The sequence below is a fragment of the Bacteroidota bacterium genome, assembly GCA_008933805.1.
Classification (GTDB): domain Bacteria; phylum Bacteroidota; class Bacteroidia; order UBA8524; family UBA8524; genus SB11.
Window position 1 is genome coordinate 85,265 of the sequence record WBUH01000006.1, and the last position, 26,428, is coordinate 111,692.

Below are 26,428 nucleotides of genomic sequence, written 5' to 3' on the forward strand. Positions count from 1 at the left end.
CATCACACAAAGGTAAATACAGCACCAATTTAGTAAATTTGCACTTCTTTAAACTTTATCTCCCTGTGCAATTCCAACTTACTTCAGAATATATACCTACGGGCGACCAACCCACGGCCATAAAACAATTAGTAGAAGGCATTAATCGCGGCGACCGCGCCCAAACTCTTTTGGGGGTTACAGGCAGCGGTAAAACCTTTACCGTGGCCAATGTAATACAGCAAGTACAAAAGCCCACGCTTATCATCAGTCACAACAAAACACTGGTAGCACAGTTATATGGTGAATTCAGACAGTTTTTCCCTGAAAACGCCGTTGAGTACTTTGTTTCGTACTACGATTACTATCAGCCAGAAGCATTTATCCCCACCACCAATACCTACATTGAAAAAGACCTTAACATTAACGAAGAGATAGAAAAAATGCGGATAAAAACCACCGCCTCTCTTCTTTCAGGTCGTAAAGATGTGATAGTGGTTGCATCAGTATCATGCATCTACGGTGCCGGTAATCCCTACGATATTATGCAAAGTGTGGTGCGGGTTGAAAAAGGCCAGAAAATATCGCGCAACACACTATTATACTCATTGGTAGACGCACTTTACTCACGCACCACGGCTGAGTTTAAGCGCGGAACTTTTCGCGTTAAAGGCGATAACGTTGATATTTATGGTGCCTATACCGATGTGGCCTTTAGGGTAAGTTTCTTTGGCAACGAGGTGGAAGATATTTCGGTTTTTGACCCCACTACCGGGCAAACGCTTGAAAAACTGCCCAATATTGCCATTTATCCCGCCAACCTGTTTGTTACTCCAAAAGAGCGTCTGAATGCAGCCATGCGCGTAATTCAAGACGATATGGTAGCACAAGTAGAGTATTTTAAAAGCATTGGCCGTGTATTGGAAGCTAAACGCTTGGAGGACAGGGTTACTTTTGACCTTGAAATGATGCGTGAACTGGGCTATTGCAGCGGTATTGAGAACTACAGCCGCTATATGGACGGCCGTAAACCCGGCGACCGCCCGTTTTGTTTGATTGATTACTTTCCCGATGATTTTTTATTGGTGATAGACGAAAGCCACGTAACCATGCCACAAGTTCGTGCAATGTACGGCGGCGACCGTTCGCGTAAAGTAAACTTGGTGGATTATGGTTTCCGTTTGCCTGCGGCATTGGATAACCGCCCGCTAAAGTTTGAAGAGTTTTATACAATGGTGCCCCAAACGGTGTATGTGAGCGCAACACCGGCTGATTTTGAGATACAGGAAAGCGAAGGGATTGTAGTAGAGCAAATTATACGCCCTACAGGCTTGCTTGACCCTGTGATTGAAGTACGCCCATGTGGCAACCAAGTGGACGATTTGCTTGACGAGGTGAATGAGCGTATTAAAATGGGCGACCGTATTTTGGTTACTACCCTTACCAAACGGATGGCGGAGGAGCTTACCAAATACATGACCCGATTGGGCATTAAATGCCGTTATATACACAGCGAGGTGAAAACCCTTGACCGAGTGGAGATATTGCGCGGCTTGCGTTTGGGTGAGTTTGACGTGTTGGTGGGTGTGAACTTGCTGCGCGAAGGACTGGACTTGCCCGAAGTTTCTTTAGTGGCAATTTTGGATGCGGATAAAGAAGGATTTTTGCGCAGTCAGCGCAGCTTAACGCAAACTATTGGGCGTGCTGCCCGTAACGAGCGCGGTAAGGTAATTATGTACGCCGATGTGATGACAGACAGTCTTACCAGAACTATTGAAGAAACCGACCGCAGGCGCGAGAAGCAGATTGCGTATAACCAAGAACACGGTATTGTACCCAAAACGGTGCGCAAAAGCCGCGAGGAGATATTTAAACAAACCAGCGTGGCCGATGCCAAAACGGGTACTATGCAAAAGGCTTATGTAGAGGAGGAAGAAGTGAACATAGCCGCCGACCCTGTAGTACAATACATGACCAAGCCGCAGCTTGAGAAAGCCATTAAAGAAACCGAAGGAGCCATGCATAAAGCCGCCAAAGAGCTTGACTTTATGGAAGCGGCTCGCCTACGCGATGAGATGATGGGTTTGAAAAAACTAATGGAAGAACGCTACGGCAAGGATTAATAATTGAACCTGACGATAAAAAATCATCGGGAATAATCCCGATGCTATGGATAGTAGGTTGGGTATTCTATCCATAGCGGCAGGTCTGCGTATCTGCCGCTGACTATTTGACCACCCCTAACCCCTCCTTACCCCTCGCACATACTTCGACAGGCTCAGTATTGATGCCTCGCTAAGGAGGGGAACAGCCGCACAGGCTCACCAACCTATCAAGAGCAACAGTTATTAAAACTCGTTCGTTGTTCAACGGCCATGCGCGTGGCTTCCCTCCTAGCTAAGGAGGACAGAGGGAGGTGTGTTTGCTTCTTAACATCGGGAATAAATCCCCATGCTATGAATAGAGTGTTGAGGACTGTCTGCACCCCGTCATTCCCAACTTGATTGGGAATCTCATTTTCCGACCCATCCCTATCCTACACACATACTCCGGCAAGCCCAGTATTGATGACTAACTAAAGATTAACCAATCTCAAGTAATTCTATTTTTTCGCATTGCACTTTTAGATAGGCATCGTCATTAAATAAAAACACTATACAACAATTTATATCGAAGTGTTTTTCTTCAAGTAACCAGCTTAAATCATTGTCTTCAATCTCCTTATAACCAATTAATTCAATATCCTGAATACTCTTAGAAAAAAGACCCCTGCAGTCAAAATAAGAAATATTTAAAAAAGACATTCTAAAATTAAATGGACGTCCGTCTAAAAAACACTCTTCTGCTTTTTTGAAACTGATGCTAATGGTTGACTGCCCATTTTTAGTATTCATTTCAAAATCAATCAAACTATAACAATTATGCACATCTAAGTAAAAATGATTACCCTCAAGGGCAACACCATTGTCTATAACAAAGTTCTTCTGCATATTATAAGTAGCTGGTAAAGTTTAGCCAATGTGTGTAACAGATCCCTTAGAAAAAGAGTCTCAAATTAGGTAAAATGATCACCCTAACCCTACAGCTTACTCCTCAGATAATCGGTAATATTCATAATTGCTTTCAAGCAAGAATCCTTAGTATCACACCCCAAAGGCTCAGGAATAGAAAACTCCTTAATTAAAACTCCATTTTTTTTATTTATAAATCTAAAAATTAACTCATTTCTTGTCACCCCGCACTTATGAATTCCGTAATCACCTCCAGCTGCGTTAATTCTTTCAAGTCCTTCCAAAGTTAACTGATCGAAACTTTTGCTTAAATTACTGTCAAGTATCTCTGCCTTATTTATTGAAGACGCATCATAAGTCATTATAGAATCTTGATTTTTTAGAAAGAACAAAGTGCCATTTAATCTGGAAAGACCATTAATCTGAATATTAATATTCTTTTCATAACTATCATGATACACATCTATTTTATAAAAATAAACCACCACATTTACTTCATCCATTTTGCTCCGCTCTTTCAACGAACTTGAACAAGACAAAAAAGAATATAATAACAATAAAAAAATAAATTGTTTCATGCTTTGTAGTAGAAGAACTCTCACCCACCCTTCACTGCTTTAGGCCAAAAAGCACGGCCTATATCACCCATAGAGCGAATGTTTAGCGGAAATTCTAACGCCACGTGCAGCAGGCTCATGAATGACAGAATTAAAAACCCTGTTTTATAATCCATCATGCAAAGGGCAACCACAAATACCCATATCCCTGTAATAAATGATAAACGCACTTTTGATACCTCGTGCCATTTAATAACCGAAGTTTTAGAAAACCAATTGAAATAATGGTAGGTGTATGCAAACGCTATCAAGCTCATTACCTTTAGCGGACCTTGCCCTACAAACACATCGCTAAGCTGAGTAAATGTGCCCCACCCGAAAGCCTTTACCAGGGCTGCATTAAGTGTGGCTAATGGTAATATGTACAACTCCTTTGCCTTATCGCTTACTGCATAATGAGCGAAACTGTATTGGGGTAACATGATAAGCAGGATACAGCCGATAAAAACCAATACCGAAGCATACTCAGGCCACGTTTTGTTTTTCAAAGCGCCGCTCAATAAAAACAGACCGGTAAACACCAGTACATGTATTATGGTAGGCAAAAACACTCCAAACAATATTACAAACGAGTAATTAGCTGCCAAGTCGAAATATACCGCCGCAAAAAACACCCCGAAAAAGTAGGCAAGATTCACCCAAAGCGATTTATGGCGTATCAGCCCGATGGCGTAGGCGAAAGCCCCCATTATAGCGGGTATCTGATACGGTACCATGCCCGATTTTTTATCTATTGAGGGCAGCATTAATAATATTGCCAGCACTGCCAACACCGCTACATTCCATTTTGAGATGGAAAAGAAATTGCGTTTTTCTAACCAAGAAATCTCCGTTAAATAATGCAACGGACCCAAAACAATGATGGAGAACAAAAACAATTCAAACGGAAACAGTAATGCCAGCGCGGCGCTCAATACCATTAACCCGATGTTTACATAACTTATTGTGGCGTTTGCCTTCATCGTGGCAATTTAGTAAACAAACCCTAAAACAAAATAAACACCCGCTCCACAGCTCGGATATACAAAAGAACCCCAAAACTATCGGGAATAAATTCCGATGCTATTGATAGAAAATTGAGTCCACTATCCATAGCAGCAGGTCTATGTACCTGTCGCTGAATATTGCCGACCACCCCTAACCCCTCCTTTTCCCACGCGCATACTTCGGCAGGCTCAGTATTGATGCCTTGGAAAGGAGGGGAACAGCCGCACATGCACACCAGCCCAACAACAGCAGCAGTTATTAAAAATCGTTCGTGGTTCAAAGGACTGCGCGTGGCTTCCCTCCTTGCTAAGGAGGGACTGAGGGAGGTGTATTGCGCCAAACCATCAGGAATAAATCCCGATGCTATTGATAGAGTGCTGGCACTTTATCCATAGCGGCAGGTCTGTGTACCTGTCGCAGACCCCATCCCGATTAATCATTAGCCCGACGTTCATAAAGTCACCTTCCCCTGTAGGGGAAGGGAAAGTTAAAGCTGTTTGCAATATAAACAGTAAGAAGGGGTACTATCTGTCCAACCCTAAAAAACTTGTCAGCTTTTCATCATTGGGCACGTACACTCTTTCGTAAGCCACGGTTAATTTTTCCGTATCGCTGTTAGCAACAAACCCGTATTGTTCTTTCACAAAAGGAGTAATGTCTTCAATCTTCTCAACCATCTCGGTACAAAAAGCCTTTAATATTGCTCCCTTCATGCCCAACTGTATCGCTCGGCGTTCCAGCGAATTTCCGTAAGGGTCATGGTCCGGATCCCATTGCAAGCGCACTTCAGTTGTAGCAAGGTGCTGTTTCCATTCTTCATGACTCGTATATATCCCTTGTTTGTATGAGGAATATGCTGCCTTTGACAGAATGTAGTCAAAGTCGGTTTGCTTAATCCAAATAGCCAGTACGTATTGCTGGTGTTCTTTTTGAGCCCAGCCGCAACGATACATCATCCATAAAAAATTGGGTTTAATCCAGCTCATACGGTTAAAGCTATAAGCCCCTCCGCCAAACTGTTGATTTTGTATAGCATAGTTTGCAATAAGAGGATTAAATGCCTGATAAACCACCACCATGTTGTTGGTTTGTTGGGCCAAGATGTGCTGCCCGTTTTGCGGAATGTTGTTTTGATAGGCAGGATAGTTTTCTGTAATTAAATTCATCGTCATATTCTACTCTTTAATATACAAAAAAATCATCATAAAAACAATAGCCCTGTAGCTTACATGGCCTACTAAATAAGAATCAATAGTTACTATTTTACAAAAGCTGAAACCGTAAAAACCCGTAAACTTGTGCATGGAAAAAGTTTTCAGTACCCGCAGGGGGAGCGGACAACCGTTGGTATTGGTTCACGGTTTTTGTGAAGATACCCGTATTTGGGAAACCATTGCCCCGCAATTAGCCAGTTTTTGCGAAGTGGTTTGTGTGGATTTACCGGGCTTTGGACAAACACCCTTGGCAGAAAACGCAAACCCTGAAACCATTGAGGACATGGCTGACCGCCTTGCCCATACATTACGTGCTGAAGGGCTTGAAAAAAGCATTGTTATCGGCCACTCATTGGGTGGTTATGTAACACTTGCAATGGCCGAACGTCATCCTGAGTTATTAAGCGGATTTGGTTTATTTCACTCAACGGCATACGCCGATACCGACGAGAAGAAACAAAACCGTCTGAAACAAGCCGATTTTGTAACAAACAACGGAGTAGTACCTTTTGTAGAGGTATTAATTCCGGGGTTGTTTGCTAAAAGCCAACCACACGATGAGTTGCTGGTGCAAAGCCTTGCCATTGCTAAAGAGTGTAGCCCGCAAGGAATAATAAACGCTTTATTAGCTATGCGTCTGCGCCGCGAACGGCTGGATGTGCTGCAAAATGCCAAAATCCCCGTGTTGGTGATTGCCGGTGCAGAAGATGCTTTAATTCCTGCCGAGGTATCCAGCTACCAAGCCTCTTTGGTTGAGCGTTGCCAATTTACCTTGTTTGAAAAAAGCGGACACATGGGTCAACTGGAAGAACCTTTGAAAAGTATAGCAACCATTAAACAGTTTGTTGAGTTTTGCGCAATAGCAAAATAGGTTTTAGAACAACGGCTATGAGTAACAAACTATCTAAACGGCTTGTTGAAATTGTGGATGCGTTGCCTTTGAAAGAGGGGATTAGAGTACTGGAAATTGGTTGCGGCCCCGGAGCAATGGCCCGTGAATTATCCAAACGAATAAAAAACGGTTATGTGCTTGCCATCGACCGCTCATCAAAGGCGATTGAACAGGCCGTTTCAAGCTCAACTGAAGAAATAAAAACAGGAAAGCTGCTTTTCAAACAAGTGGCCATCGAGTCGTTTGAACTTGACAGCAGTGAACCGCCGTTTGATATTGCTGTAGCTATAAGAGTGGGCGCACTGGATGGCAGACACCCCGAAATTGAAAAACAGTCCTTGCAAAAAATCGCTAAAGCCCTTTCTCCCCAAGGACGCTTGTTTATTGACGGTGGAAGTCCGCTAAAAGAGGTTTTGTTGGATGAGCATCGATCGTTATAAATCAGCGTTGAAACTAAACAAGCTGGTTTAATTGGAATACATTGTATTATTTTGAGAAGCAAGAATTAAACGTGTTTAACCCCTAATAAATTATATCTACAGTGATTGGCTCTTTCTTCGGACTCCGTAAACTTCAAGAAAAACGAAATAAACCTGAAACCTTTAAAAATTATAATGCCCTTAAAGGATCTGTAAACAAACATTCGGGAAAAGAGGTCGAACTTGATTTAACTCCATTAAGCGATGAACAACAACGCGAAATACAGCATAAACTGTTGCTTCAAAAGAAAAAACAGAAATACACGGCTTTGTTATATGTAGTGATTGTATTGGCAGTTTTATCGAGCCTGGCGTGGTTCATTAACAATTATATGAGCTCAATAAAAGAGCGGGAAGCGGCACAAAAACTTGCAGAAGAAGAGCAAGAACAAGCTATTGAAACGCAGAAGCGAAAAGAAAACCATAAAATGTATTTAGTTTACGCTGAGGAGCATTTTGCAAAGAAAGAATACAAGAACAGCATATACCAGTATACGGAGGCCTTGAAAATAGATCCCGAAGACTCTGTTGCCATTATTGGGCTTACCCGGGCTTATGTTTACTATTGTGTTGCGGAAAACGAAAACTGTACAGAAGCGGCCGAATTCGTCAGCAACATAAGCAAACACAGCTCAAACAAAACGCTGCAAAAAAATCTAAGTGATACCTTAACTCTTCGGTTAGTAAATTAAAGCCGTTATTTTATTAAACGATTTCTTCACTATCTGTTCTTCCGCTTCCATTTTAAGCCGCCTAACACGCGCAAAATTTTCCAAAACGCCCGCCAAATCTTACCTTTGACCCAAATGAAGTTTACTGCCCCAACAGAAACCGATTTGAAACCTGTGGTTGAACACATAGTTTCTCTAAGCAAAAAACACAAAGTGTTTGCGTTTATAGGTCATTTGGGTGCAGGAAAAACAACACTGATAAAACAATTTTGCCGTGCTTTGGGTGTAACCGGCACTGTTTCAAGCCCTACATTCAGTTTGGTAAATGAGTATGCAGGGACGGAAGAAACCATTTACCATTTTGATTTTTACCGACTGAATAGCCCCGACGAGGCTTATGGCATTGGTTTTGAAGAATACCTGTATAGCGACAGTATTTGCCTGATTGAGTGGCCTGAGATGGTTGACGGTTTGCTGCCCCCAACCTTTGTGCTGGTAAAAATTATTGTTTCAGCCACAGGTGAACGTGAGCTTGAAATTAATGAGGCCCGCACCTTAAATTTGTAACTAAACAATAGCGTATGCGTATAAAAACTACTTTCTTTTCACTGCTTATCCTACTTGTTATTTCAAGCTGTGTGGGCACAAAGTTTACCTCTCCTAATTTTGATATAAAAACAGTTAAACACCGCGTGATTGCAGTATTGCCGTTTGAAATGGTGTACACCGGAAAAATGCCTGATAACATGACCGCTGCTGATATTGAGAAAATACGGTATGCTGAAGCAATGGCATTTCAAAAAAGCTTGTACGACAATATTCTGCGTGAGTCGGGCGGTGGCAAAAAGGATGTGAAAATTGAAATACAGCCGATTGAGAAAACCACCAAAATATTGCAAGACAGCGGACTAAACTATTTGGCTCTTAGCACCACCATGCCTGAGGTTTTGTGCAAAAAGCTGGGTGTTGATGCAGTGGTATATTCTAAAATTGAGAAAGAAAGGTTTTTATCGGATTTAGAGTCGTTTGGTATCTCTATTGCGCAAGATGTATTGGATAAAATCAGGCTGAACAATCCTACAATTGACCAAGCCTTGCCAATGATGCCCGGTAATGTGGCTCGTACTTACAATATCAAAGCCGATTGCCAATTAAAAAACAGCGAAGACGGCTCTCTTTTGTGGAAATATGCGATAGAAACCGATACCGATTGGCAAACTCCCGCTAATGAAGTGATAGGAATGCTAAACCGCCGTTTCTCTAAGAAATTCCCTTATCGCAACCGCCGTTACGAATACGGTAAATATTAAGCAAAAAAATTGTAGTATCTTTATAGCCTGCACAAAGCAAGCCCATGGCTGATATTATTAAATCTCCCTTTCATGAGCTGGCTAAACAAGCCAGCATGCAGCCGCAAGAACAACTGCTTGAGTTGAAAAAAGGCGACGAAAAGTTATACATAGGTATCCCGAAAGAAATTACCTATCAGGAAAACCGTGTGCCACTTACTCCTGCTGCCGTGCAACTGTTGGTAAACAACGGGCACGACATTGTTATTGAATCTAACTGCGGAAAAAACGCCAATTTTTTTGACAAAGACTACAGCGATGCCGGTGCTAAGGTAGTATACAGCAAACAAGAGGTTTACAAAGCCGATATGGTGGTAAAGGTTGACCCCCCCACCAAAGAAGAAATTGATATGATGAAGAAAGACCAGCTTCTTATATCGGCATTGCAGCTTACCAACGTTTCTGAAACTTACCTGAAACAACTGATACAGAAAAAAGTTACGGCCATTGGCTTTGAATACCTGCGCGACCCGCAAGGAACGCTATCGGTAATACAAACCATGAGCGAAATTGCAGGCAGCACTTCTATTTTGGTAGGTGCTGAGTACATGAGCAATTCAGGCGGCGGTAAAGGCGAATTACTTGGCGGTGTGGCAGGTATTCCACCATCAGAAGTGGTGATTATAGGTGCCGGTACTGTAGGCGAGTATGCTGCGCGTGCTGCCATAGGTTTGGGTGCTATTGTAAAAGTATTTGATAACTCTACCGCACGCTTGCGCAGGTTGCAAAACAACCTTAACCAACGGGTATATACCTCCATCATTGTTCCGAATATATTGGCAAAAGCCTTGCGCAGTGCCGATTTAGCAATCGGGTCCTTACGCCACGACGATGGCTCAAGCCCTACTATTGTTACTGAAGCAATGGTGAGCCAAATGAAGCCCAACAGTGTGATTGTAGATATTACCATTGACCACGGCGGCTGTTTTGAAACCAGTGAGGTTACCAACCATACCAATCCTATTTTCCGCAAGTACGACGTTATCCATTACTGCGTACCCAATATTACCTCGCGGGTATCGCGCACAGCAAGTTATGCGCTTAGCAACATCCTTACCCCTATTTTGTTGGGTATTAGCGAATCGCACGGGCTGAAAAACTACCTGCAATGGGAAAACCAAGCCATGCGACAAGGCTTGTATATTTACAAAGGTGTGTTGGTAAAGGCCAGTCTTGGCGAGCGTTTTAAACTCCCCAGCAAGGATATTGATTTGCTGCTGGGCGCTAATTTTTAACTCCCTACCCTTTTAACGAAAAGTACTCTTTAATGGCACGAAGAAGTAAAGACGACGACCCCCTTGAAGGCTCGCCACATGCTAATCGCACCAGTCAAAAAACAAGGCAGGGAAGTGCAAACGACCCCGGTATAGGCCAATCTTTCAGTAAACGTGCCACCCAAAAAACAATCAACCCTGATGGGTCTTTCAATGTAAAACGCATAGGGTCAAACTCGTTTCTGATAGATATATACCACTACCTGCTGCAAATCACTTGGGGGCGGTTCATGCTCTTTTCCATGCTGTTCTATTTCAGCATGAATATATTGTTTGCAACCATCTATTTTTTAGTAGGTGTTGAGCATCTTAACGGTGCCAATACTGAAAGTACGGGACGCTCGTTCTTAAGTGCATTCTTTTTCAGTGCGCAAACATTTACTACCGTAGGCTATGGCGGAATATCGCCTAAAGGCGTTTTAACCAGTTTTGTTGCCGCCGGTGAGGCATTGGTAGGTTTAATGAGTTTTGCAATCATTACGGGCTTGGTTTACGGTCGTTTTTCTCGGCCTACGGCCAAAATACAGTTTAGCAAAAAAACCTTGGTAAGTCCCTATGAAGAAGGGCGTGGCCTGATGTTTAGGATTGCCAATAAACGACGGAGCGAAATAATTGAATTGAGTGCTACGGTAATGATGGTTTCTACCGATAAAACGGGCACAGGATACAGCCGTAATTTTGACCGTTTAGAGCTTGAGGTGGACTCAATTAAGTTTCTACCTATGAACTGGACGATTGTGCACCCTATTGACGAAAAAAGCCCGCTTTTTGAGAAAGATAAGGATTGGTACGAAGACCACGATGTGGAGTTTTTAGTATTGATACAAGCCTTTGACGATACCTTTAGCCAAACCGTATATTCCCGCTACTCCTACAAATGGGATGAGGTAGTTTGGGGAGCAAAGTTTGTGAAACCTTTTTATGTGGATGATGAAGGAATGGTTGTGATGGACTTGAACAAGCTGGATGATTTTGATGATATAGTGCTTCCTCAATAGTTATTGCACTACGTGTATCATCTCTTTACAAAAGCTGTATTCATGCGGCTGGTTGCTGGCTACCAACACTAATCGCTGCGAGGTGTATTGCTCAACAAGGTTTAAATACCAGTCAATCCCTTTAGTATCAAAGTTTGTGCAGGGCTCGTCCAACATCAGCACAGGCACATCGCTAAACACAGCAAGAGCAATCTTTACCCGCTGTTTCATGCCCGATGAAAAAAACTTCAACTGTTTGTTTGCAGAGCTAACCAACCCGGTAATTTCAATAATCTCCTCAGGATGTTTAATAAACGCCTGCTTTTTCATCTTGAAATGAAAATCTACGGTTTCTTGAAGGGTAAACTCTTCTATTAGCTCTAAAAAGGGGGAGGCAATAACAAGGTGTCGGTATTTTTCATCCTCTTCAATAAGGCGACCGTCTTTGCTAAAGTTTATTTTGCCTTTAGAGATGGCCATATACCCCGCTATGCACTGCAACAGCGTTGATTTGCCCGACCCATTGGGCCCTAATACGGCATAGGCATTACCCGAAGTGAACGAGTGATTAAAATCCTTGAAAATCCAGTTACGGTTAAATTTCTTGCCGCAGTTTTCAAGTACTATTTCAAACAAGATGGTTAGCGGTTATAGTTATAGCCCTTCATGATACCGCGGTCAGAATCGCGGATAAAGCTGATAATTTCATCACGTTCTTTAGTAGCCGGCATTTCACCCTCAATAAAAGCCATTGCTTTTGAGTTGTTGTAGCCACGTAGATAGATGATGCGGTAAATTTCCTGTATCTCGTTAATCTTTTCGGTAGTGAAACCGCGACGACGCAAGCCGATAGAGTTAATCCCTTCGTACGAAAGAGGCTCACGAGCTGCTTTGGTATAGGGAGGAACGTCTTTACGAACCAATGAACCACCTGAAATCATAGCGTGTTGACCGATGTTTACAAACTGGTGCACGGCTGAAAGTCCGCTAATAATGGCGTAATCGCCAATATTAATGTGTCCGGCCAATTGCACCGAGTTACCCAAAATTACGTTGTTACCAATATTACAATCGTGGGCTACGTGAACGTAGGCCATTATCAGGCTGTTTTGGCCAATAACGGTTTTTCCGGCAGCTTCAGTACCCCTGTTAATAGTGGCACATTCGCGTATGGTGGTATTATCGCCTATGATTACAAGGCTCTCTTCGCCATGAAATTTTAAATCTTGAGGAATTGCTGAGATAACCGCTCCGGGGAAAATTTTACAGTTTTTTCCGATACGCGCACCCTCCATAATGGTAACGTTGGGGCCTATCCACGTTCCCTCACCAATTTCTACATTCTTGTCAATGGTTACAAACGGGTCTATTACAACGTTATCGGCAATTTTAGCCTGCGGGTTCACGTATGAAAGGGGCTGTATCATCAGGGCGTATAGTTATTGGGCAAATTAACGGGGTATTTATTGTTTTATCAAAATCTTACCCACGAAAGCTTCATTTATTCGTATGAAACGTTAATTATTGAGGTTTTTGTCTTTCACAATCTGAGCCATCAATTCGGCTTCAGTTACCAACTTATCGCCAACGTATGCTTGTCCTTTCATCAGACAAAGCCCCCTGCGAACAGGAGCAATAAGATCAAGACGCATTACCAGTGTATCACCGGGCACTACTTTCTCTTTAAACTTCACGCTTTCTATCTTCACAAAGTAGGTGCTGTAGTTTTCAGGATCGGGCACACGGCTCAAAATCAAAACACCGCCTGCTTGCGCCATTGCTTCAATTTGCAATACGCCGGGCATAATTGGGTTGCCGGGGAAATGCCCTTGGAAGTAATATTCGTCGCCGGTAACGTTTTTAACTGCCAACACATGGGTAGCGCTAATTTCCATTACCTTATCAACAAACAAGAAAGGGAATTTATGAGGCAAAAACCTTGTGATATCATTGATATCATACACGGGTTTTTTATTCGGGTCGTAAACAGGAACACCCGCAAGGCTTTTCTTTTTCTTAATCAGTTGTTTGATTTTTTTACCAAAAGCAACGTTAGCGGCGTGTCCGGGACGTGCGGCCATAATTTGTGCTTTTAGCGGCATACCTATTAGGGCAAGGTCGCCAATCAAATCAAGCAGTTTGTGGCGCGCAGGCTCGTTTTGAAAACGTAGGTCAACGTTATTCAAAATACCTTCTTTCTTCACCTCAACTTTTGGCTTATTAAATAGTTGTGCAAGGTGGGCAAGTTCTTCTTCGCCTACATGCTTATCAACTATTACAATAGCGTTGCTAAGGTCGCCACCTTTAATAAGGTTTTGGCTCAACAACATTTCCAACTCGTGCAAAAAGCAAAAAGTACGGCTGCTGGCAACCTCTTTCCTAAACTCTTTAAGGCTGGTTACCGATGCGTGTTGGCTGCCCAATATAGGCGAGTTATAATCTACCATTACCGTTAGGCGGTAATCATCCACAGGCATGGCTATCATTTCTACACCTTTGTCAGGCTCTAAAAACGATACGTTTTGCGGAAGGGTAAAATATTCACGTTCAGCTTCTTGTTGCTGTATACCTATTAATAATATCTCGTTTACGAAAATCTCGGCACTACCGTCTAAAATAGGAACTTCGGGACCGTCTAACTGCACAACGCAATTGTCAATTTCTAAACCGGCCAAAGCTGCCATAGCATGCTCAACGGTGGCTACACGAGCACCATTAAACTCAAGCGTAGTTCCGCGTGAAGTATCTACCACTAGGTCAACGTCAGCATCAATTATTGGTTGCTCAGGTAGGTCAACCCTTTGAAACTTAATACCGTGATTTTCAGGGGCTGGTAAAAAAGTCATGTTCACCATTTTGCCTGTATGCAGACCAATGCCAGACACCTTTACGGGACCCTTTATAGTAGTTTGTTTTTCGTTCATCGTTGTAATTTAATCAGTCGGCAACCGTATGGTTGTCAAAATGCGGGGCAAAGATAGCCCTTTTTTAATGCAGCCGCTTTAAATTATTGTTTGCTTTCGTGCACGTCAAGTTGTGCAATAATCTTCTCAAGCTGGTTGATTTTCTTTTCTAAGTCGGGGAGGTTACGGAACATAACCTGCGATTTTAGCCAACCTTTCAAGTCAATAGCCGGAGACCCGTGCCATTGTTTATTTTTATCGGTAATGCTTTTGCCAATACCTGCTTGCGCGCCAAATTGTGAACCATCGGCTATTTGCAAGTGGCCGGCAAAACCAACCTGACCGGCTACCACGCAATATTTGCCTAGTTTGGTACTGCCCGAAATGCCTGTTTGCGCTGCTATGGCAGTGTTTTCGCCAATCTCAACGTTGTGGGCTATTTGTATAAGGTTATCAAGTTTTGCACCTTTTTTAATAATGGTGCTACCCATGGTTGCACGGTCTATTGAGCAGTTTGAGCCAATCTCAACGTTGTCCTCAATAATTACATTACCCGTTTGGGGTATTTTCATGTAAGTGCCGTCGCCTTGTGGTGCGTATCCAAACCCGTCAGACCCGATAACAGTGCCGGCATGCAGGGTGCAATTGGCGCCGATAACGCAGTATGAGTATATTTTTACGCCTGAAAACAGGATGGTGTTATCACCGATGTGCACATTATCTCCCACATAGGCATTGGGATATATTTTTACATTATCGCCAATGGTTACGTTTTTGCCTATGTATGCAAAGGCACCAATGTATGGGTTTGCACCAATTTTAGAATTTTCAGAAATGTAGCAAGGTTGCTCAATGCCCGATTTGTGTTGGTCGGGGTTAAAGTATTTGCTCAAAACCTGCGTAAAAGCAATGTAGGGGTCGTCAACCTTAATCATGGTAACGGCAACCTCTTTTGCAGGCTTAAAATTTTTGTTGATTAAAACGGCCGTAGCCTTAGTATCGTATAGATAGGCTTCGTACTTAGGATTTGCCAAAAAAGTTAAAGCCCCCTTTGTTCCCTGTTCAATCTTGCTCACTGTGAAAATCTCGGCGCTTGCATCGCCTTCAATTTCACCACCGAACATCTCCCTTATTTCTTCTACGGTTATAACCATTGTGTGTGGGTGAAAATAATCAGCTAAAATAATACTATTTAGGATAACACAAATAAAATTTCTCTACGTCGCGACTCATTGATGAAATGCTGTAGTTATCACTCACCTTGCTCACGTCGTTCACTTCTCCGTTTTTCTGCAAAATATTAATACTTACTTGGGTGTCACTGTAGGCATTATTATGTACTGAACCTGAAAAAACGTAGTAGTTTATTTCGTTGTCTGTTATTCCTTTATGTTGTTTAACTTCTTCTTTTACTTTATTAATCTCGTCAACGCTAAACGCAGTGTTCTGAAAAATAATTTTGGGCAACCTGCGGTTGATAAGACTTTTTGAAAGGTATGAAAGTGTTTCATCAGGGTGCTGCATCCATACTTTTACCGATGCGGTAATATCAAAATCATCCAACAGCGCATATTGCTCTAAGTTATTTTTATCTGTAAAGAAGTTCTCGTTACTGATGTTTTGTGATAAGAAGTGGTTAAATGCTGGAGTTGCAAATAACTGCTCTCCTTTCATAACCAATTCCTTAGCTCGTTTTAGCAAAAGCAGCAATTGAATTTCAGCCGCAACCACCGTTTTGTGCAAATACACTTGCCAATACATAAGCCTGCGGGCTACCAAAAACTTTTCAATAGAGTAAATGCCTTTTTCTTCTACCACCAAACTGCCGTTGGCCACGTTCAGCATTTTTATAATACGGTCGGCACCTATCACCCCTTCTGAAACTCCGGTATAAAAACTGTCGCGCATCAGATAATCCATGCGGTCCATGTCTAACTGGCTGCTTACCAGTTGGTGCAAGAATCCTTTGTGGTAAGTGCCCTTAAACACCTCAATGGCAAGGGTAAGTTTGCCGTTAAACTCTTCATTCAATCGCTGCATAAACAGCAACGATATTTCTTCGTGGTGAACGCCCTTTACGATGGCTTCTTCAAGTGCGTGCGAAAAAGGCCCGTGGCCTATGTCGTGCAAAAGAATAGCGGCGCAGGTAGCCTCTGCTTCGGCATCGGTAATTTCTACGTCCTTAAATCTAAGATTTTCTATGGCCTCAAGAGTAAGCTTAAGGGCGCCTAAAGCGTGGTGGTAACGGGTGTGCAAGGCCCCGGGATATACCAAGTGGCTCATGCCCAATTGTTTTATGCGGCGCAACCGCTGAAAGTACGGATGCTCAATTAAATCAAACAACCAACCGTAGGGTATGGTAAGAAAACCATACAAGGGGTCGTTTATTATCTTCTTTTTATTTGTCATTAAAAGTAGCTGCAAAGCTACGCAAATGTGTATGCAAACGGTGGTTGTTTTTGCTTGGTAATGGTTTGTTAAAAAAAGTTAACTCCCGCCCAAAGCAGGCTTAGGCAGGAGTTACGATTATTTTTACTGATTAAATCACTACCGATGGTGTTTTGCTTGCTAAGTCTACTCGGTTTTGCCCTTAAACGCGGCATAAATTGCCATTGCGTGTCCGTGCCCCAAGCCAAAATCGGCTTTAAGCCATGCTACTATTTCTCCTGCTTTGGTACTTGGGTTCAATTCTCCTTCTTTCATAAAGCCTTTTTCTTCGGCTATTTTCTTAAAGTCGGCAGTGGTTTTACCTGTTTTGGCTTCAATATTATCAAGGTCTGCTTGAAACGACATAGCGGTTATTAGTTTTCTAGTTTATCCTTTAATTGTTGCAGGCTGAATTCTAAATCCTTGCCCAGCAATTTCTCCATGTTCATAAACAGCAGCATAATATTCATAGGGTAATTCATTGAGCTTGACATTCCCCACGTTACTCTGGTTTCGTTCACTTCAACAGCCTCAGTTGTAAATGGGGTTTTTGCCACTGCTGCAAACGGACGAATAAAAGTCACTTCAATATCCAGTTTCCTGTTTTCTACAATGCCTTTTATCTCTTGCTCACCTTCGCCCGCTTGTTTGTTCCCGTTCCAAGCATACACAAAACCCACAGTACCATCGGTACCTCTGTACTCCTTTTTCATGTTGGGGTCCATTTGCACCCATTTGCTAAACTGGTCTTGGTTTTTTATGTGTTTCAGGTAATCAAAAACAACATTCACGGGGCGGTTAATTAAAATGCTTCTCTCTATTGAGTAGCTTTTTTTGGTAAACAAGGCCAGCACAAAAGGCAGTGCTATTATGGCAACAATAATTATAACAATAGTCATGGCAGTTAGTGTTTATTATAGAGTAATATACAATTATTTACGCGCTTAAAAATTGTTTAATGTGCATTAGTCGTTTCCACAAAAAGTAAGGAATGAACATTACGCCTAAAGCAATAAGCGGGAAGGCTGTTTCGAAAAAACCGTCGCCCACAAACGCACGTGATGCAAAAGCCCCGATAAAGTTGATGGTAATGCCTGCAAAGGCCCACTCTTTAAGGGTAATAAATTTGTTTTGCAACAAGGCAATAACCGCCAGCAGCTTTGCAAAACCGGCAATACTTAGCAAATACATAGGGTAGCCTAAATGTCTCATTACTTCTTGCCCTCCCTCTTGGCGGGTAATGCCGCCAATTGCATCAAGCAGCAATAAAATTGCGAAAAAGATGGTAAACACCCAATACAGGGTTTTTGTTGTAGTTGTTTTCATAGTTTTAAAAGTTTGTGATTAATGTTGGGGGTTGCTATAATTCAGCATCCAAAAAATGCCGTATTTATCCTGCAGCATCCCAAAGTATGCTCCCCAAAATGTTTTATTAAGTGGCATTTCAACTCTGCCGTCTGCCGATAGTTTTGCAAACAATGTTTCTATCTCGGTTTCACTCTCGCCTTGTACACAAATATGAAAGTTGTTGCCAACGATAAATTTTTGCTCCATTATTTCAAGCATATCCGTTGCCATTATCACCACGCCATTATTCATCTCCAGCGAAACGTGTATTAGTTTTTCCTGAGCCTCGGGGGGCATTTTCTCCCCTCCGGGCACATCTTTATAGCGCTGAAAGATGGTGAACTTGCCGCCGAATACCGATTTGTAAAAAGTCATGGCTTCTTCGGTATTGCCCATAAAATGCAGGTAAGGATTTGTGCTTAACATATTTGTGTTGTTTTGTAGAGGCAAAATTATTGGCTTAAAACCAAAGTTAGGGTGTGTAAATGCGGCATTATAGGGTGGTTGATTGCGTCAAAATTGCGGACTACTTTTGTAGCATTATTACGATAACCATATCCATATTAACCCTTAGAAATGCAGTGTTGGCCTCGGTGGCCGATGCCCGTTATGTATTTAGCAAGGTAAACGACTTTTTAGCTGAGGCGGGTAAACCGCCTTTGTTTAAGGTGCAATTAGTAGGCCTTGCCAACGAAGTGAAGATTAACAACGGGTTGTTTGTTGTGCAACCTGATTTGGTGCTGCATGAGGCCGGAATTAGCGACCTTATCATTATCCCTTCAATGTTGGGTGATATGATGAGCAGTACCCACATGAACAAAGAGTTTGCCCATTGGATTGCCCAACAATACAAGAACGGAGCGGAAGTGGCCAGCCTGTGTACAGGTGCTTTTTTGTTAGCATTTTCAGGGGTATTAAAGGGGCGACAATGTACCACGCACTGGCAATACGCCAATGAGCTGAAACACTATTACCCGACGGTTGAGGTAGTGGATGAAAAGGTAATTACCGACCAAAACGGTCTATACTCAAGCGGGGGAAGTAATGCCTACTGGAATTTGCTGCTGCACTTGGTGGAGAAATACACCAACCGCGAGATTGCCATACGTACGGCCAAGTATTTTGTGATTGATTTGGATAAGAACAACCAATCGCCGTTTATTATTTTTCAGGGATTGAAAGACCACGAGGACGAAGGCATTAAACACGTGCAAGAGTTTATTGAGCGTTCGTATCAGGAAAAATATACGGTGGATTTTTTGGCTGATAAATTCAGCATGAGCCGACGGACATTTGAACGCAGGTTTAAAAAAGCCACCCGCAATACGGTTACTGAATACATACAACGGGTAAAAATTGAGGGGGCCAAGAAACAACTGGAAATTGGCCGTAAATCAATTGCTGAAATAATGCTGGATGTTGGCTACTCTGACGTGCAAGCCTTCCGTGAGGTTTTTAAGCGCATTACAGGCATGACCCCCAACGATTACCGGAATAAGTTTAACAACGGCTAGCTAATCCATTACAAAACTTAAACAGTAGTATCTTTGCGTTATTGCAAAAAACATGAAGCGATTCATTTCTTTTAAAACAGCCGTTACTGCAACCGTAATTATTTTATTGCTGGTTACTTTGTTTAACCTTTTTATATTGCTTGGCGTAGCGCCATACACTATTGTTTGGGGCGGCCGGCTTGAAAGCCGTGAACAAATGGTAGTTTTTGAATTGGTTTCTATTCTGATTAACCTTTTTTGTTTGATTATAGTGCTGGTAAAAGCCCGTCGTTTCTTACCCCGCCTTGGCAAAACTGCCGACATTGTTGCTTGGCTGTTGCCGGTTATGTATTTCTTTGGCATACTGGGCAATGTTGCATCAACATCGGCAATTGAGCGCGCGCTGTTTGTGCCGGTTACTGTTGTATTGTTTGTTCTTACCCTTCGCATAGCTTTAGAGAAGAACAGCCAGTAAGCAGCACTTTGTTTTATTTAGCCGGCAAAGGCTTGTCTAAAAAAGTCTCTATAATTTTTACGGTTCCCATATAAGTATTTGCACCGCTGCTAAGCGTGCACACCTCACCGATATACTCTCCGTGGCCGCCAGGAAATATTGCAATACTACCGTGCGGCAATAAGCGGTATAATGCTGCTGCGTGCTCAGGTGTTGCAACGTCGGCATCAGAAATCACTACCATCGTTGGGGCTTGTATGGTTTTTATAGCTTCGTCGGGTATATCTTCAAAACCAAGTACCCGGTCTACACATTTATAGTGCAGTTGTTTAAGATTGGCCGTATCGGGCGCTGCTTTTTTATACGCCTCTTGTAATTCCACAGGCATCGGGCTTTGTTTGGCCTGTTTCATAAAATCCCAAAACTGCGGAAAAGTGCCGTCGCGACGGTATATGGCCGAAGCAACCACAGCTTTGCGCACCAACTTGGGGTGGCGGATAGCTATTTGAAGCGTAGTTGTTCCCCCGTTGCTAAAGCCAAAAAAGTCGGCATTATCAATTTTCAGGTATTGCAAAAGCGCGGCCACATCATCGGCATCTTGCTCAAAACTTAGCGGTCGGTCTATGTCTTCAGTATGTCCGTGGCTTTGCAGCTCCATGGCTATTACTTTTCTAGTCTTCGCAAAACTGTCAATCACTCGCCCAAATGTACTTTCAATGGTAGAGCCGCCGCCGTGTATCAGTACCAGGGGTACACCTCCTTCGCCCCTTACTTCGTAATACATCTTAAATCCATTTAGCGGCGCATATCCGCTTACTACTGTATTTTCAGTTTTCATAGTTTCAATCATTGGTTTTGTTGTGTGTGTTGATTTGCATGCGACACACAGCAGCGTGAGTATCACCCACGCTATTTGCAGATAATTTGTTTTCATAGTGTGTTAGTTATTTACGATGCGTAGGTTAAGACGCTCAAACATTTGCAGCCAGCTTGGGTATGCCCCTGTTTCTTTGGCCAATGCCTCGTTTACCGTTTGGGTCAGTACCATTTTTGTTTTACCGTTTTGTTCAGTAAACGTAACAGTAACAAGAGTTTCGGCAGGCCAATCGGGGTTCATGCCGGCACTTTGCGGGTCGGTTAAGTTGCCCTCTTCATCCGCTACCGATAACGTATACACCAGTTTTTCAGGGTAAATGATTTCTTTATACATTCCCAAGGCCCAGCACTCGCCGTATTCCGGGTTATTTACACACGAGTGGAAATATCCGCCCACCCGCACATCCAAGTGCTTAAACTGTATGGTACAATTATCAGGGGCGTGCCATTGGGGCAGCCACTCGGCGTCTGTCCACGCTTTAAAAACCAATTCTCTTGGTGCATCAAAAAACTGTGTTATGCTAACTTCCTTTTCCATCGTTTGTTATTGGTCTTTGTTTTGTACGGTTTGTAAAAACGTATCCAGCTTAGTAAACTTCTGTTTCCATAATTTGGTCGATTGTTCCACCCAATCCGTTACCTCCTCCAGCTTTTCCAGCTTTGCCTCACAATAGCGCTCCCTGCCGTGCTGCTTAATGTTTATTAAACCGCACTCGTTCAATATTTTTATGTGCAACGAAATGGCCTGCCGGCTCACATCAAACTTTTCGGCTATGGTGTTTAGGTTCAATGGCTCGCCGGCAATCATGTTAATAATTTGCCTGCGGGTAGGGTCGGCAATTGCCTGAAAAACATCTCTTCTGATTTCCATTACTCAATATGCAAGTATCTGCTTGCAAATATATACGCAAGTATTTGCTTGCGCAATAAGAATTTTTCAAAAATCTAAAAGAGATGTTAAGGCGTTTGTTTTACCTTGTTTTAGCGTTGTCAGAGCGGTTTTTTCATCAAGATATCGGTTTGTTTATCATCGCCTAACCAAAACGGATGGCTGCCAAACGCTACAAATCCGTTCTTCTCATAAAAGCGAATAGCACGCGGGTTTTCCTCCCAAACCCCCAGCCAAATGTACTTACATTGCATTTTCAGCGCGCTGCTAACAGCAAAGTCAATAAGCAGTTGACCTGCAGCTTTACCATAAAAATCTTTAACTACATATATCCGCTCAATTTCAAGCGCATCACCGTCTTTAATGTCGGTTTGTGCTTGCCCAGTATTCAACTTCAAATACCCGACAACCCTTTCGTCAAGTTTAGCAAAATAAAAATCCGAATTATTGTTTTGTAGTTCTTTACTAAGAGCCTCCAAGCTAAAACTCTTATCCAGATATTGATTCATGTACTCGGCATCGTTCGTTTCCCAAAATGCCTCAATAAACGTTTGCCGGCTGATGGTTTGCAATTGGGCAATATCTTGAATAGTGACTTTAACAGTTTCAAAAACGGGTGTCATAGTGCCGAAAATTAGTACTTTGTAACACCAAATTGATATTAAATGAAAGTAGATTGCTACGATTTTGAGTTGACTGAAAGCATTGAGGAGAGAAAAAGCATAGAAACCCGTTATTTAACCAAAAAAACGATTGGCGAAAAACCGTTGCTGGACAAACTGATTGAGACGGCTTACCACATCCAAAGCAGCAGGCAACTTACGGATGCCGACCTTGCCCTTTTTGAGGAGGCCCTGCAAAGAACAGACATTAGGGTAATGTGTCATTATTCGGGAAAGCTGATGTGTTCGCTATCGTTTTGCGATAACAGGGCAGGGGATTTGTTTTTGAAACTGAGCGAACACCGCTCTGCCACTGTGCGGAAAAACATCGTCCTTAATATGTTGTATGAACCTGTAAAACCTGTTATGGATGCTGTTTTAGAAAAGGGGTTGGAAGATAAAAGTGCAGTGGTGAGGCGAAAAACAGCCGATGTAATAGGCCGTAATGATTTAGTGTACTTTGAAGAAAAGCTAAAGACTGCTATTGAAAAAGAAACCGACGAAAAATCTAAGAGTGAAATGGAGTTTTGTTTGTATTGGTTAGTAAACGACTATGAACTAACAAAATACGAATGGGGCAACAGATATAGTCTTACTGTAAAGACTAAGACTGGAAGTATCGGTATATCAGTAGATGAAGAAGAACTTGTGAATTTGGAAAGTATAGTTGCCGATTTAAAAACACGCTAATTTTTACCTAACAACATCCTCGGTGAAAGCGAATACACTATTCATAAATACGCTCAAGCAATCACTGAAGTCAAGCACACTACAGCAACGGACGTTGTGGATTGCGCAAATTGTTGATGAGGAGATAGACATAAAAGAGCTTTGCGACCTGTTTTTGTACCAAGACCGAACCACCGCGTTGCGCTTTTCTTGGTTCTTGAGCGAAATCGGCATGTATAAATCAACAGCTCTGCTTGCTGTTTTGCCGTATTTGTTTGAACGCAGGAAACAAACCAGCATTAAGGATTTTACTTACTCGTTTGTTAAATATTGGCGAATTGCCGGTGTGCCTCAAGAGAACAAGGGGGATGCCATTAACCTGTTATTTGACTGGCTAATCGACCCAGCGACGAGTGTTTCGGTAAAAACGCACGCTATGGAGGTATTGTTTGGTTTAACCAAAGAGTTTCCCGACTTAAAGAATGAGTTAATTACCTGCATTGAAGACCAAGTGGACAAAACCAAGGTTTCGTTCGGGATTAAAGCAAAGGAGATTTTGAAGGCATTGAAGAAAGACAGATACTGATTGATATGCCTCAACGATAAATCCCTTATATTTTCAAACTATTTACAACAAAACTATGTTAACAGCTATTTGCCCTAAACTGCCCATGCGCGATAAAAGCGCAACCAAAGCTTACTATTTAGACCGACTTGGCTTTGAAGAGTTGGGAGATTACGACGGCTACCTGATGGTTAAGAAAGACTCGGTTGAAATTCACTTTTTTGAGTTTAAAGACCTTAATCCTGCTGAAAACTACGGGCAGGTTTATATACGATTGGATAACATTAGTGCCTTTTACCAAACGTTGCTGGATGAAAAAGTCCGCATACACCCAAACGGCCTTTTACAAGTGAAACCTTGGGGGCAAAAGGAGTTTGCGTTACTTGATCCGGACAATAATTTATTGACTTTTGGGGAACCGTTGTAAAATTTCAAATAGGGTTGAAACCCTATTCTGTCGAAATTACGGTTTGCGAACGGACTTAAGTCCGTTCGCAAACCGTAATTATAAAAGCCACGGATTTAAATCCGTGGTAAAAAGTCAGACATTATGAGGCGACAACCTTAAAACAAAAAAGCCATCCCGAACTGAGATGGCTTTGATTTTTGCTCCCCGAGCTGGACTCTAACCGTCCCAAATAAATTCGGTACTGATTAAACTAATATATCGGGTAATAATTTTTCTAAATACTTTGGCAACGTTTTAGGTAGGATTAATTGCCCGTTTTCAATTGAAAAAACATAGCTTGGTTCGGAACCATAAACGGATGTATCAAACAAATCAATAGAATCAAAAAACTTGTAGTTCAAGTTTAAGTTGTAAAAACCTTCATAGTACCTTTTTTCGATTTCATAATCAGGCACAAAGTGCCCGCCATTTTGAACCCTTATAGCAACCCTCCTTTTCGCCTCCTCAATTGAGTTTAATGAAAAAAACACCATCCGAAGTTCATAGCCATTGTCTTTAAAAAGTTTTGGCCAATGTAAAGGAGTATGGTTAAAATTAGTTTCGTAACAAAAATCCTTATTTGCTAAAATAGCGTTCTTTATCTGATTTTCTAATTCTTCAAAAGCCATATTATGAGCCATCGTCTCGCGCAGTTCAGACTCAATAATTCCTTCATAAAACTTCAGAAAGTGCAAGTCATAATCAAAGGGAACAAGACCGGAGGGAGAAAGTAATTTTGAAAAGGAAGATTTCCCGGCACCGTTGCATCCGGCAATTACCAACAAAACGGGTTTAGGCATTATTAAATTGAGGGGCAATTTTTGGCTTAATCAATTTGCCGGATTGGATATTTTTCTCGTAAACCTCAATTTGCCTCTTTATTTCGGGCATAGCCTCTTCCATCCTTTTAAGATAAGAATCAACTCGCTTATTAACCTTTAGAGACATTTTCATATTACAAATTTACGAAACTTATGTTACTATACACAGGCAATAGATGTTTCTTGGCTACCTAAACCAACATAAACAAAAAAGCCATCCCGAACTGAGATGGCTTTGATTTTGGCTCCCCGAGCTGGACTCGAACCAGCGACCCCCTGATTAACAGTCAGGTGCTCTAACCGGCTGAGCTATCGAGGAATTTTTTGTTTAACGCTCCTTGCCAGCCTTTGGCTTATCAAGGTTTGTTACCGGTTGTCCTTTCAAAAAAGGACTGCAATGATAGGATTTAAGATTTAAAAACGCAATATTTGCATAAAAAATTTTTAAAAAATCTGATGAGTTTACTTGTAATCGGCTCAGTAGCATTTGATGCCATCGAAACGCCATTTGGCAAAACCGACAAAATTATTGGTGGTGCGGCTACCTATATCAGCCTTAGTGCTTCCTATTTTACCAAAGATGTTAACTTAGTGGCCGTGGTGGGCGAAGATTTTCCCAAAACTGATATTGCGATGATGCAACAACACGGTATTAATACTGACGGTTTGCAGATTAAGCAAGGCGAGAAATCGTTTTTTTGGAGCGGAAAGTACCACAACGACATGAACAGCCGCGATACGCTGGTTACTGAGTTGAACGTATTGGGTGATTTTGACCCTATTATTCCTGAAAGCTACCAAAACTGTGAGTTTTTGATGTTGGGTAACCTTACCCCAAAGGTGCAGGAAACGGTAATTAACCGTTTGGCAAAACGTCCTCGATTGATTGTTATGGACACTATGAACTTTTGGATGCAGATTGCAATGGATGATTTGCGCCAAACGTTGAAAATGGTGGACGTATTGACTATTAACGACGAAGAAGCCCGCGAACTTTCAGGCGAATACTCGTTAGTGAAAGCTGCAAAAAAGATAATGGCGATGGGCCCTCAGTTTTTGATTATCAAAAAAGGAGAGCACGGTGCCTTATTGTTCCACCAAAACGAAGTGTTTTTTGCCCCTGCATTGCCGCTTGAAGATGTTTTTGACCCAACAGGTGCAGGCGATACCTTTGCGGGTGGTTTTATCGGTTATTTAAGCCAAACTGAAGACGTGAGCTTTGAGAACATGAAACGCGCTATTATTTATGCTTCAGCGATGGCTTCTTTCTGCGTAGAGAAGTTCGGAACTGAACGTTTGGTAAACCTTAGCCAAAAAGAGATTAACGACCGCGTACAGCAATTTAAAAACCTGTCTCAATTTGATATTGAGCTGGTTGAAACTGCGTAAGCTGTACCGGCTATAAAACATAAAATCCCCCGAAA

At 42.2% G+C, this 26,428-nt stretch carries 33 protein-coding genes and 1 tRNA gene; 15 read left to right on the forward strand and 19 right to left on the reverse strand.

Annotated elements, in window-relative coordinates; genetic code table 11:
- Positions 1–65: 65 nt before the first annotated feature.
- Entirely contained in the window at positions 66–2,102 is a 2,037-nt protein-coding gene (gene uvrB / locus F9K23_07775) for an excinuclease ABC subunit UvrB (protein KAB2916494.1), read from the forward strand.
- 459 nt (positions 2,103–2,561) lie between these two features.
- Here uvrB and F9K23_07780 read toward each other — a convergent pair whose 3' ends face one another.
- The 3 genes from F9K23_07780 to F9K23_07790 all read right to left on the reverse strand — a co-directional run bounded on the left by F9K23_07780 (position 2,562) and on the right by F9K23_07790 (position 4,569).
- Positions 2,562–2,969 (reverse strand): hypothetical protein, encoded by a 408-nt coding sequence (locus F9K23_07780; protein KAB2916495.1) that lies wholly within the window; start codon positions 2,967–2,969, stop codon positions 2,562–2,564.
- Positions 2,970–3,058: 89 nt separating this feature from the next.
- Positions 3,059–3,568: a hypothetical protein gene (locus tag F9K23_07785; protein KAB2916496.1), complete on the reverse strand. Its 510-nt coding sequence runs from the start codon at positions 3,566–3,568 to the stop codon at positions 3,059–3,061.
- Positions 3,569–3,588: 20 nt separating this feature from the next.
- A complete protein-coding gene (locus tag F9K23_07790) occupies positions 3,589–4,569 on the reverse strand; it encodes a hypothetical protein (protein KAB2916497.1) in 981 nt (326 codons plus the stop codon).
- A gap of 162 nt (positions 4,570–4,731) precedes the next feature.
- On the opposite strand from F9K23_07790, the gene F9K23_07795 reads away from it, so the two are divergent.
- The gene (locus tag F9K23_07795; GenBank protein ID KAB2916498.1) at positions 4,732–4,989 is read left to right on the forward strand and encodes a hypothetical protein; all 258 of its coding nucleotides are present in this window, start codon (positions 4,732–4,734) and stop codon (positions 4,987–4,989) included.
- Positions 4,990–5,118: 129 nt separating this feature from the next.
- Here the strand turns inward: F9K23_07795 and F9K23_07800 are convergent, their stop codons facing one another.
- Complete coding sequence (locus F9K23_07800) at positions 5,119–5,760, reverse strand: DUF4291 domain-containing protein (GenBank protein ID KAB2916499.1); 642 nt, start codon at positions 5,758–5,760, stop codon at positions 5,119–5,121.
- 136 nt (positions 5,761–5,896) lie between these two features.
- Between F9K23_07800 and F9K23_07805 the strand changes: the two genes are divergently transcribed.
- The 7 genes from F9K23_07805 (at position 5,897) to F9K23_07835 (ending at position 11,471) form a co-directional block, all read left to right on the forward strand.
- Positions 5,897–6,679: an alpha/beta hydrolase gene (locus F9K23_07805; protein KAB2916500.1), complete on the forward strand. Its 783-nt coding sequence runs from the start codon at positions 5,897–5,899 to the stop codon at positions 6,677–6,679.
- A 17-nt stretch (positions 6,680–6,696) separates the two neighbouring features.
- Positions 6,697–7,140: a class I SAM-dependent methyltransferase gene (locus F9K23_07810; GenBank protein KAB2916501.1), complete on the forward strand. Its 444-nt coding sequence runs from the start codon at positions 6,697–6,699 to the stop codon at positions 7,138–7,140.
- Between the two features lie 101 nt (positions 7,141–7,241).
- Positions 7,242–7,871, forward strand: a complete 630-nt coding sequence (locus tag F9K23_07815) for a hypothetical protein (protein ID KAB2916502.1) — start codon at positions 7,242–7,244, stop codon at positions 7,869–7,871.
- Positions 7,872–7,985: 114 nt separating this feature from the next.
- Positions 7,986–8,417 carry a tRNA (adenosine(37)-N6)-threonylcarbamoyltransferase complex ATPase subunit type 1 TsaE gene (gene tsaE / locus F9K23_07820; protein ID KAB2916503.1) on the forward strand — a complete coding sequence of 144 codons (432 nt, stop codon included), beginning with the start codon at positions 7,986–7,988 and terminating at the stop codon, positions 8,415–8,417.
- Positions 8,418–8,431: 14 nt separating this feature from the next.
- Positions 8,432–9,160, forward strand: coding sequence for a hypothetical protein (locus tag F9K23_07825; protein KAB2916504.1), 729 nt, complete (start codon positions 8,432–8,434; stop codon positions 9,158–9,160).
- 44 nt (positions 9,161–9,204) lie between these two features.
- Positions 9,205–10,434, forward strand: coding sequence for an alanine dehydrogenase (locus F9K23_07830; GenBank protein KAB2916505.1), 1,230 nt, complete (start codon positions 9,205–9,207; stop codon positions 10,432–10,434).
- A gap of 32 nt (positions 10,435–10,466) precedes the next feature.
- On the forward strand, positions 10,467–11,471 hold the full coding sequence (locus F9K23_07835) for a hypothetical protein (protein ID KAB2916506.1): 1,005 nt from the start codon (positions 10,467–10,469) through the stop codon (positions 11,469–11,471).
- Here the strand turns inward: F9K23_07835 and F9K23_07840 are convergent, their stop codons facing one another.
- From F9K23_07840 to F9K23_07880, 9 genes are all read right to left on the reverse strand, one after another.
- The gene (locus tag F9K23_07840; protein ID KAB2916507.1) at positions 11,472–12,086 is read right to left on the reverse strand and encodes an ATP-binding cassette domain-containing protein; all 615 of its coding nucleotides are present in this window, start codon (positions 12,084–12,086) and stop codon (positions 11,472–11,474) included.
- A 5-nt stretch (positions 12,087–12,091) separates the two neighbouring features.
- Positions 12,092–12,877 carry an acyl-ACP--UDP-N-acetylglucosamine O-acyltransferase gene (lpxA, locus tag F9K23_07845; protein ID KAB2916508.1) on the reverse strand — a complete coding sequence of 262 codons (786 nt, stop codon included), beginning with the start codon at positions 12,875–12,877 and terminating at the stop codon, positions 12,092–12,094.
- A 90-nt stretch (positions 12,878–12,967) separates the two neighbouring features.
- A complete protein-coding gene (locus tag F9K23_07850; protein ID KAB2916509.1) occupies positions 12,968–14,374 on the reverse strand; it encodes a bifunctional UDP-3-O-[3-hydroxymyristoyl] N-acetylglucosamine deacetylase/3-hydroxyacyl-ACP dehydratase in 1,407 nt (468 codons plus the stop codon).
- An 83-nt stretch (positions 14,375–14,457) separates the two neighbouring features.
- Positions 14,458–15,507: a UDP-3-O-(3-hydroxymyristoyl)glucosamine N-acyltransferase gene (gene lpxD / locus F9K23_07855; GenBank protein ID KAB2916510.1), complete on the reverse strand. Its 1,050-nt coding sequence runs from the start codon at positions 15,505–15,507 to the stop codon at positions 14,458–14,460.
- Between the two features lie 34 nt (positions 15,508–15,541).
- Positions 15,542–16,762 carry an HD domain-containing protein gene (locus F9K23_07860; GenBank protein ID KAB2916511.1) on the reverse strand — a complete coding sequence of 407 codons (1,221 nt, stop codon included), beginning with the start codon at positions 16,760–16,762 and terminating at the stop codon, positions 15,542–15,544.
- Positions 16,763–16,927: 165 nt separating this feature from the next.
- The gene (locus tag F9K23_07865) at positions 16,928–17,146 is read right to left on the reverse strand and encodes a DUF4287 domain-containing protein (protein KAB2916512.1); all 219 of its coding nucleotides are present in this window, start codon (positions 17,144–17,146) and stop codon (positions 16,928–16,930) included.
- An 8-nt stretch (positions 17,147–17,154) separates the two neighbouring features.
- Entirely contained in the window at positions 17,155–17,679 is a 525-nt protein-coding gene (locus tag F9K23_07870) for an SRPBCC family protein (GenBank protein ID KAB2916513.1), read from the reverse strand.
- A gap of 37 nt (positions 17,680–17,716) precedes the next feature.
- Positions 17,717–18,106, reverse strand: coding sequence for a DoxX family protein (locus F9K23_07875; protein ID KAB2916514.1), 390 nt, complete (start codon positions 18,104–18,106; stop codon positions 17,717–17,719).
- Between the two features lie 18 nt (positions 18,107–18,124).
- A complete protein-coding gene (locus tag F9K23_07880) occupies positions 18,125–18,553 on the reverse strand; it encodes a VOC family protein (protein ID KAB2916515.1) in 429 nt (142 codons plus the stop codon).
- Positions 18,554–18,612: 59 nt separating this feature from the next.
- Between F9K23_07880 and F9K23_07885 the strand changes: the two genes are divergently transcribed.
- Both F9K23_07885 and F9K23_07890 read left to right on the forward strand, forming a co-directional pair.
- Positions 18,613–19,641 (forward strand): helix-turn-helix domain-containing protein, encoded by a 1,029-nt coding sequence (locus tag F9K23_07885; protein ID KAB2916516.1) that lies wholly within the window; start codon positions 18,613–18,615, stop codon positions 19,639–19,641.
- A 52-nt stretch (positions 19,642–19,693) separates the two neighbouring features.
- A complete protein-coding gene (locus F9K23_07890) occupies positions 19,694–20,095 on the forward strand; it encodes a hypothetical protein (protein KAB2916517.1) in 402 nt (133 codons plus the stop codon).
- Positions 20,096–20,108: 13 nt separating this feature from the next.
- Here F9K23_07890 and F9K23_07895 read toward each other — a convergent pair whose 3' ends face one another.
- The 4 genes from F9K23_07895 to F9K23_07910 all read right to left on the reverse strand — a co-directional run bounded on the left by F9K23_07895 (position 20,109) and on the right by F9K23_07910 (position 22,462).
- A complete protein-coding gene (locus tag F9K23_07895; protein KAB2916610.1) occupies positions 20,109–20,912 on the reverse strand; it encodes an alpha/beta hydrolase in 804 nt (267 codons plus the stop codon).
- A 102-nt stretch (positions 20,913–21,014) separates the two neighbouring features.
- Positions 21,015–21,488 carry an SRPBCC domain-containing protein gene (locus F9K23_07900; GenBank protein ID KAB2916518.1) on the reverse strand — a complete coding sequence of 158 codons (474 nt, stop codon included), beginning with the start codon at positions 21,486–21,488 and terminating at the stop codon, positions 21,015–21,017.
- 6 nt (positions 21,489–21,494) lie between these two features.
- Positions 21,495–21,821 carry a winged helix-turn-helix transcriptional regulator gene (locus F9K23_07905; GenBank protein KAB2916519.1) on the reverse strand — a complete coding sequence of 109 codons (327 nt, stop codon included), beginning with the start codon at positions 21,819–21,821 and terminating at the stop codon, positions 21,495–21,497.
- A 119-nt stretch (positions 21,822–21,940) separates the two neighbouring features.
- Positions 21,941–22,462, reverse strand: a complete 522-nt coding sequence (locus tag F9K23_07910; GenBank protein KAB2916520.1) for a GNAT family N-acetyltransferase — start codon at positions 22,460–22,462, stop codon at positions 21,941–21,943.
- Between the two features lie 42 nt (positions 22,463–22,504).
- Between F9K23_07910 and F9K23_07915 the strand changes: the two genes are divergently transcribed.
- From F9K23_07915 to F9K23_07925, 3 genes are read left to right on the forward strand one after another with little or no spacing between them, the layout of a single operon-like run.
- Positions 22,505–23,191: a hypothetical protein gene (locus F9K23_07915; GenBank protein KAB2916521.1), complete on the forward strand. Its 687-nt coding sequence runs from the start codon at positions 22,505–22,507 to the stop codon at positions 23,189–23,191.
- Positions 23,192–23,213: 22 nt separating this feature from the next.
- A complete protein-coding gene (locus F9K23_07920) occupies positions 23,214–23,756 on the forward strand; it encodes a hypothetical protein (GenBank protein ID KAB2916522.1) in 543 nt (180 codons plus the stop codon).
- Positions 23,757–23,811: 55 nt separating this feature from the next.
- Positions 23,812–24,162: a VOC family protein gene (locus F9K23_07925; protein ID KAB2916523.1), complete on the forward strand. Its 351-nt coding sequence runs from the start codon at positions 23,812–23,814 to the stop codon at positions 24,160–24,162.
- A 227-nt stretch (positions 24,163–24,389) separates the two neighbouring features.
- Here F9K23_07925 and F9K23_07930 read toward each other — a convergent pair whose 3' ends face one another.
- Together F9K23_07930 and F9K23_07935 are read right to left on the reverse strand one after the other, a co-directional pair.
- The gene (locus F9K23_07930; GenBank protein ID KAB2916524.1) at positions 24,390–24,983 is read right to left on the reverse strand and encodes a hypothetical protein; all 594 of its coding nucleotides are present in this window, start codon (positions 24,981–24,983) and stop codon (positions 24,390–24,392) included.
- A 263-nt stretch (positions 24,984–25,246) separates the two neighbouring features.
- A tRNA-Asn gene (locus tag F9K23_07935) sits at positions 25,247–25,323 on the reverse strand.
- Between the two features lie 137 nt (positions 25,324–25,460).
- Here F9K23_07935 and F9K23_07940 point away from each other — a divergent pair.
- The gene (locus F9K23_07940) at positions 25,461–26,393 is read left to right on the forward strand and encodes a sugar kinase (GenBank protein ID KAB2916525.1); all 933 of its coding nucleotides are present in this window, start codon (positions 25,461–25,463) and stop codon (positions 26,391–26,393) included.
- The last annotated feature ends 35 nt before the right edge of the window (positions 26,394–26,428 follow it).

Bases quoted from the DNA above. Each gene is read 5' to 3' on its own strand.
- F9K23_07780 (KAB2916495.1), bottom strand. From the start codon at position 2,969: ATGCAGAAGAACTTTGTTATAGACAATGGTGTTGCCCTTGAGGGTAAT.
- F9K23_07785 (KAB2916496.1), bottom strand. From the start codon at position 3,568: ATGAAACAATTTATTTTTTTATTGTTATTATATTCTTTTTTGTCTTGT.
- F9K23_07790 (KAB2916497.1), bottom strand. From the start codon at position 4,569: ATGAAGGCAAACGCCACAATAAGTTATGTAAACATCGGGTTAATGGTA.
- F9K23_07800 (KAB2916499.1), bottom strand. From the start codon at position 5,760: ATGAATTTAATTACAGAAAACTATCCTGCCTATCAAAACAACATTCCG.
- F9K23_07805 (KAB2916500.1), top strand. From the start codon at position 5,897: ATGGAAAAAGTTTTCAGTACCCGCAGGGGGAGCGGACAACCGTTGGTA.
- F9K23_07810 (KAB2916501.1), top strand. From the start codon at position 6,697: ATGAGTAACAAACTATCTAAACGGCTTGTTGAAATTGTGGATGCGTTG.
- tsaE (KAB2916503.1), top strand. From the start codon at position 7,986: ATGAAGTTTACTGCCCCAACAGAAACCGATTTGAAACCTGTGGTTGAA.
- F9K23_07825 (KAB2916504.1), top strand. From the start codon at position 8,432: ATGCGTATAAAAACTACTTTCTTTTCACTGCTTATCCTACTTGTTATT.
- F9K23_07830 (KAB2916505.1), top strand. From the start codon at position 9,205: ATGGCTGATATTATTAAATCTCCCTTTCATGAGCTGGCTAAACAAGCC.
- F9K23_07835 (KAB2916506.1), top strand. From the start codon at position 10,467: ATGGCACGAAGAAGTAAAGACGACGACCCCCTTGAAGGCTCGCCACAT.
- lpxA (KAB2916508.1), bottom strand. From the start codon at position 12,877: ATGATACAGCCCCTTTCATACGTGAACCCGCAGGCTAAAATTGCCGAT.
- F9K23_07850 (KAB2916509.1), bottom strand. From the start codon at position 14,374: ATGAACGAAAAACAAACTACTATAAAGGGTCCCGTAAAGGTGTCTGGC.
- lpxD (KAB2916510.1), bottom strand. From the start codon at position 15,507: ATGGTTATAACCGTAGAAGAAATAAGGGAGATGTTCGGTGGTGAAATT.
- F9K23_07860 (KAB2916511.1), bottom strand. From the start codon at position 16,762: ATGACAAATAAAAAGAAGATAATAAACGACCCCTTGTATGGTTTTCTT.
- F9K23_07865 (KAB2916512.1), bottom strand. From the start codon at position 17,146: ATGTCGTTTCAAGCAGACCTTGATAATATTGAAGCCAAAACAGGTAAA.
- F9K23_07870 (KAB2916513.1), bottom strand. From the start codon at position 17,679: ATGACTATTGTTATAATTATTGTTGCCATAATAGCACTGCCTTTTGTG.
- F9K23_07875 (KAB2916514.1), bottom strand. From the start codon at position 18,106: ATGAAAACAACTACAACAAAAACCCTGTATTGGGTGTTTACCATCTTT.
- F9K23_07880 (KAB2916515.1), bottom strand. From the start codon at position 18,553: ATGTTAAGCACAAATCCTTACCTGCATTTTATGGGCAATACCGAAGAA.
- F9K23_07885 (KAB2916516.1), top strand. From the start codon at position 18,613: ATGCGGCATTATAGGGTGGTTGATTGCGTCAAAATTGCGGACTACTTT.
- F9K23_07890 (KAB2916517.1), top strand. From the start codon at position 19,694: ATGAAGCGATTCATTTCTTTTAAAACAGCCGTTACTGCAACCGTAATT.
- F9K23_07895 (KAB2916610.1), bottom strand. From the start codon at position 20,912: ATGAAAACTGAAAATACAGTAGTAAGCGGATATGCGCCGCTAAATGGA.
- F9K23_07900 (KAB2916518.1), bottom strand. From the start codon at position 21,488: ATGGAAAAGGAAGTTAGCATAACACAGTTTTTTGATGCACCAAGAGAA.
- F9K23_07905 (KAB2916519.1), bottom strand. From the start codon at position 21,821: ATGGAAATCAGAAGAGATGTTTTTCAGGCAATTGCCGACCCTACCCGC.
- F9K23_07910 (KAB2916520.1), bottom strand. From the start codon at position 22,462: ATGACACCCGTTTTTGAAACTGTTAAAGTCACTATTCAAGATATTGCC.
- F9K23_07915 (KAB2916521.1), top strand. From the start codon at position 22,505: ATGAAAGTAGATTGCTACGATTTTGAGTTGACTGAAAGCATTGAGGAG.
- F9K23_07925 (KAB2916523.1), top strand. From the start codon at position 23,812: ATGTTAACAGCTATTTGCCCTAAACTGCCCATGCGCGATAAAAGCGCA.
- F9K23_07930 (KAB2916524.1), bottom strand. From the start codon at position 24,983: ATGCCTAAACCCGTTTTGTTGGTAATTGCCGGATGCAACGGTGCCGGG.
- F9K23_07940 (KAB2916525.1), top strand. From the start codon at position 25,461: ATGAGTTTACTTGTAATCGGCTCAGTAGCATTTGATGCCATCGAAACG.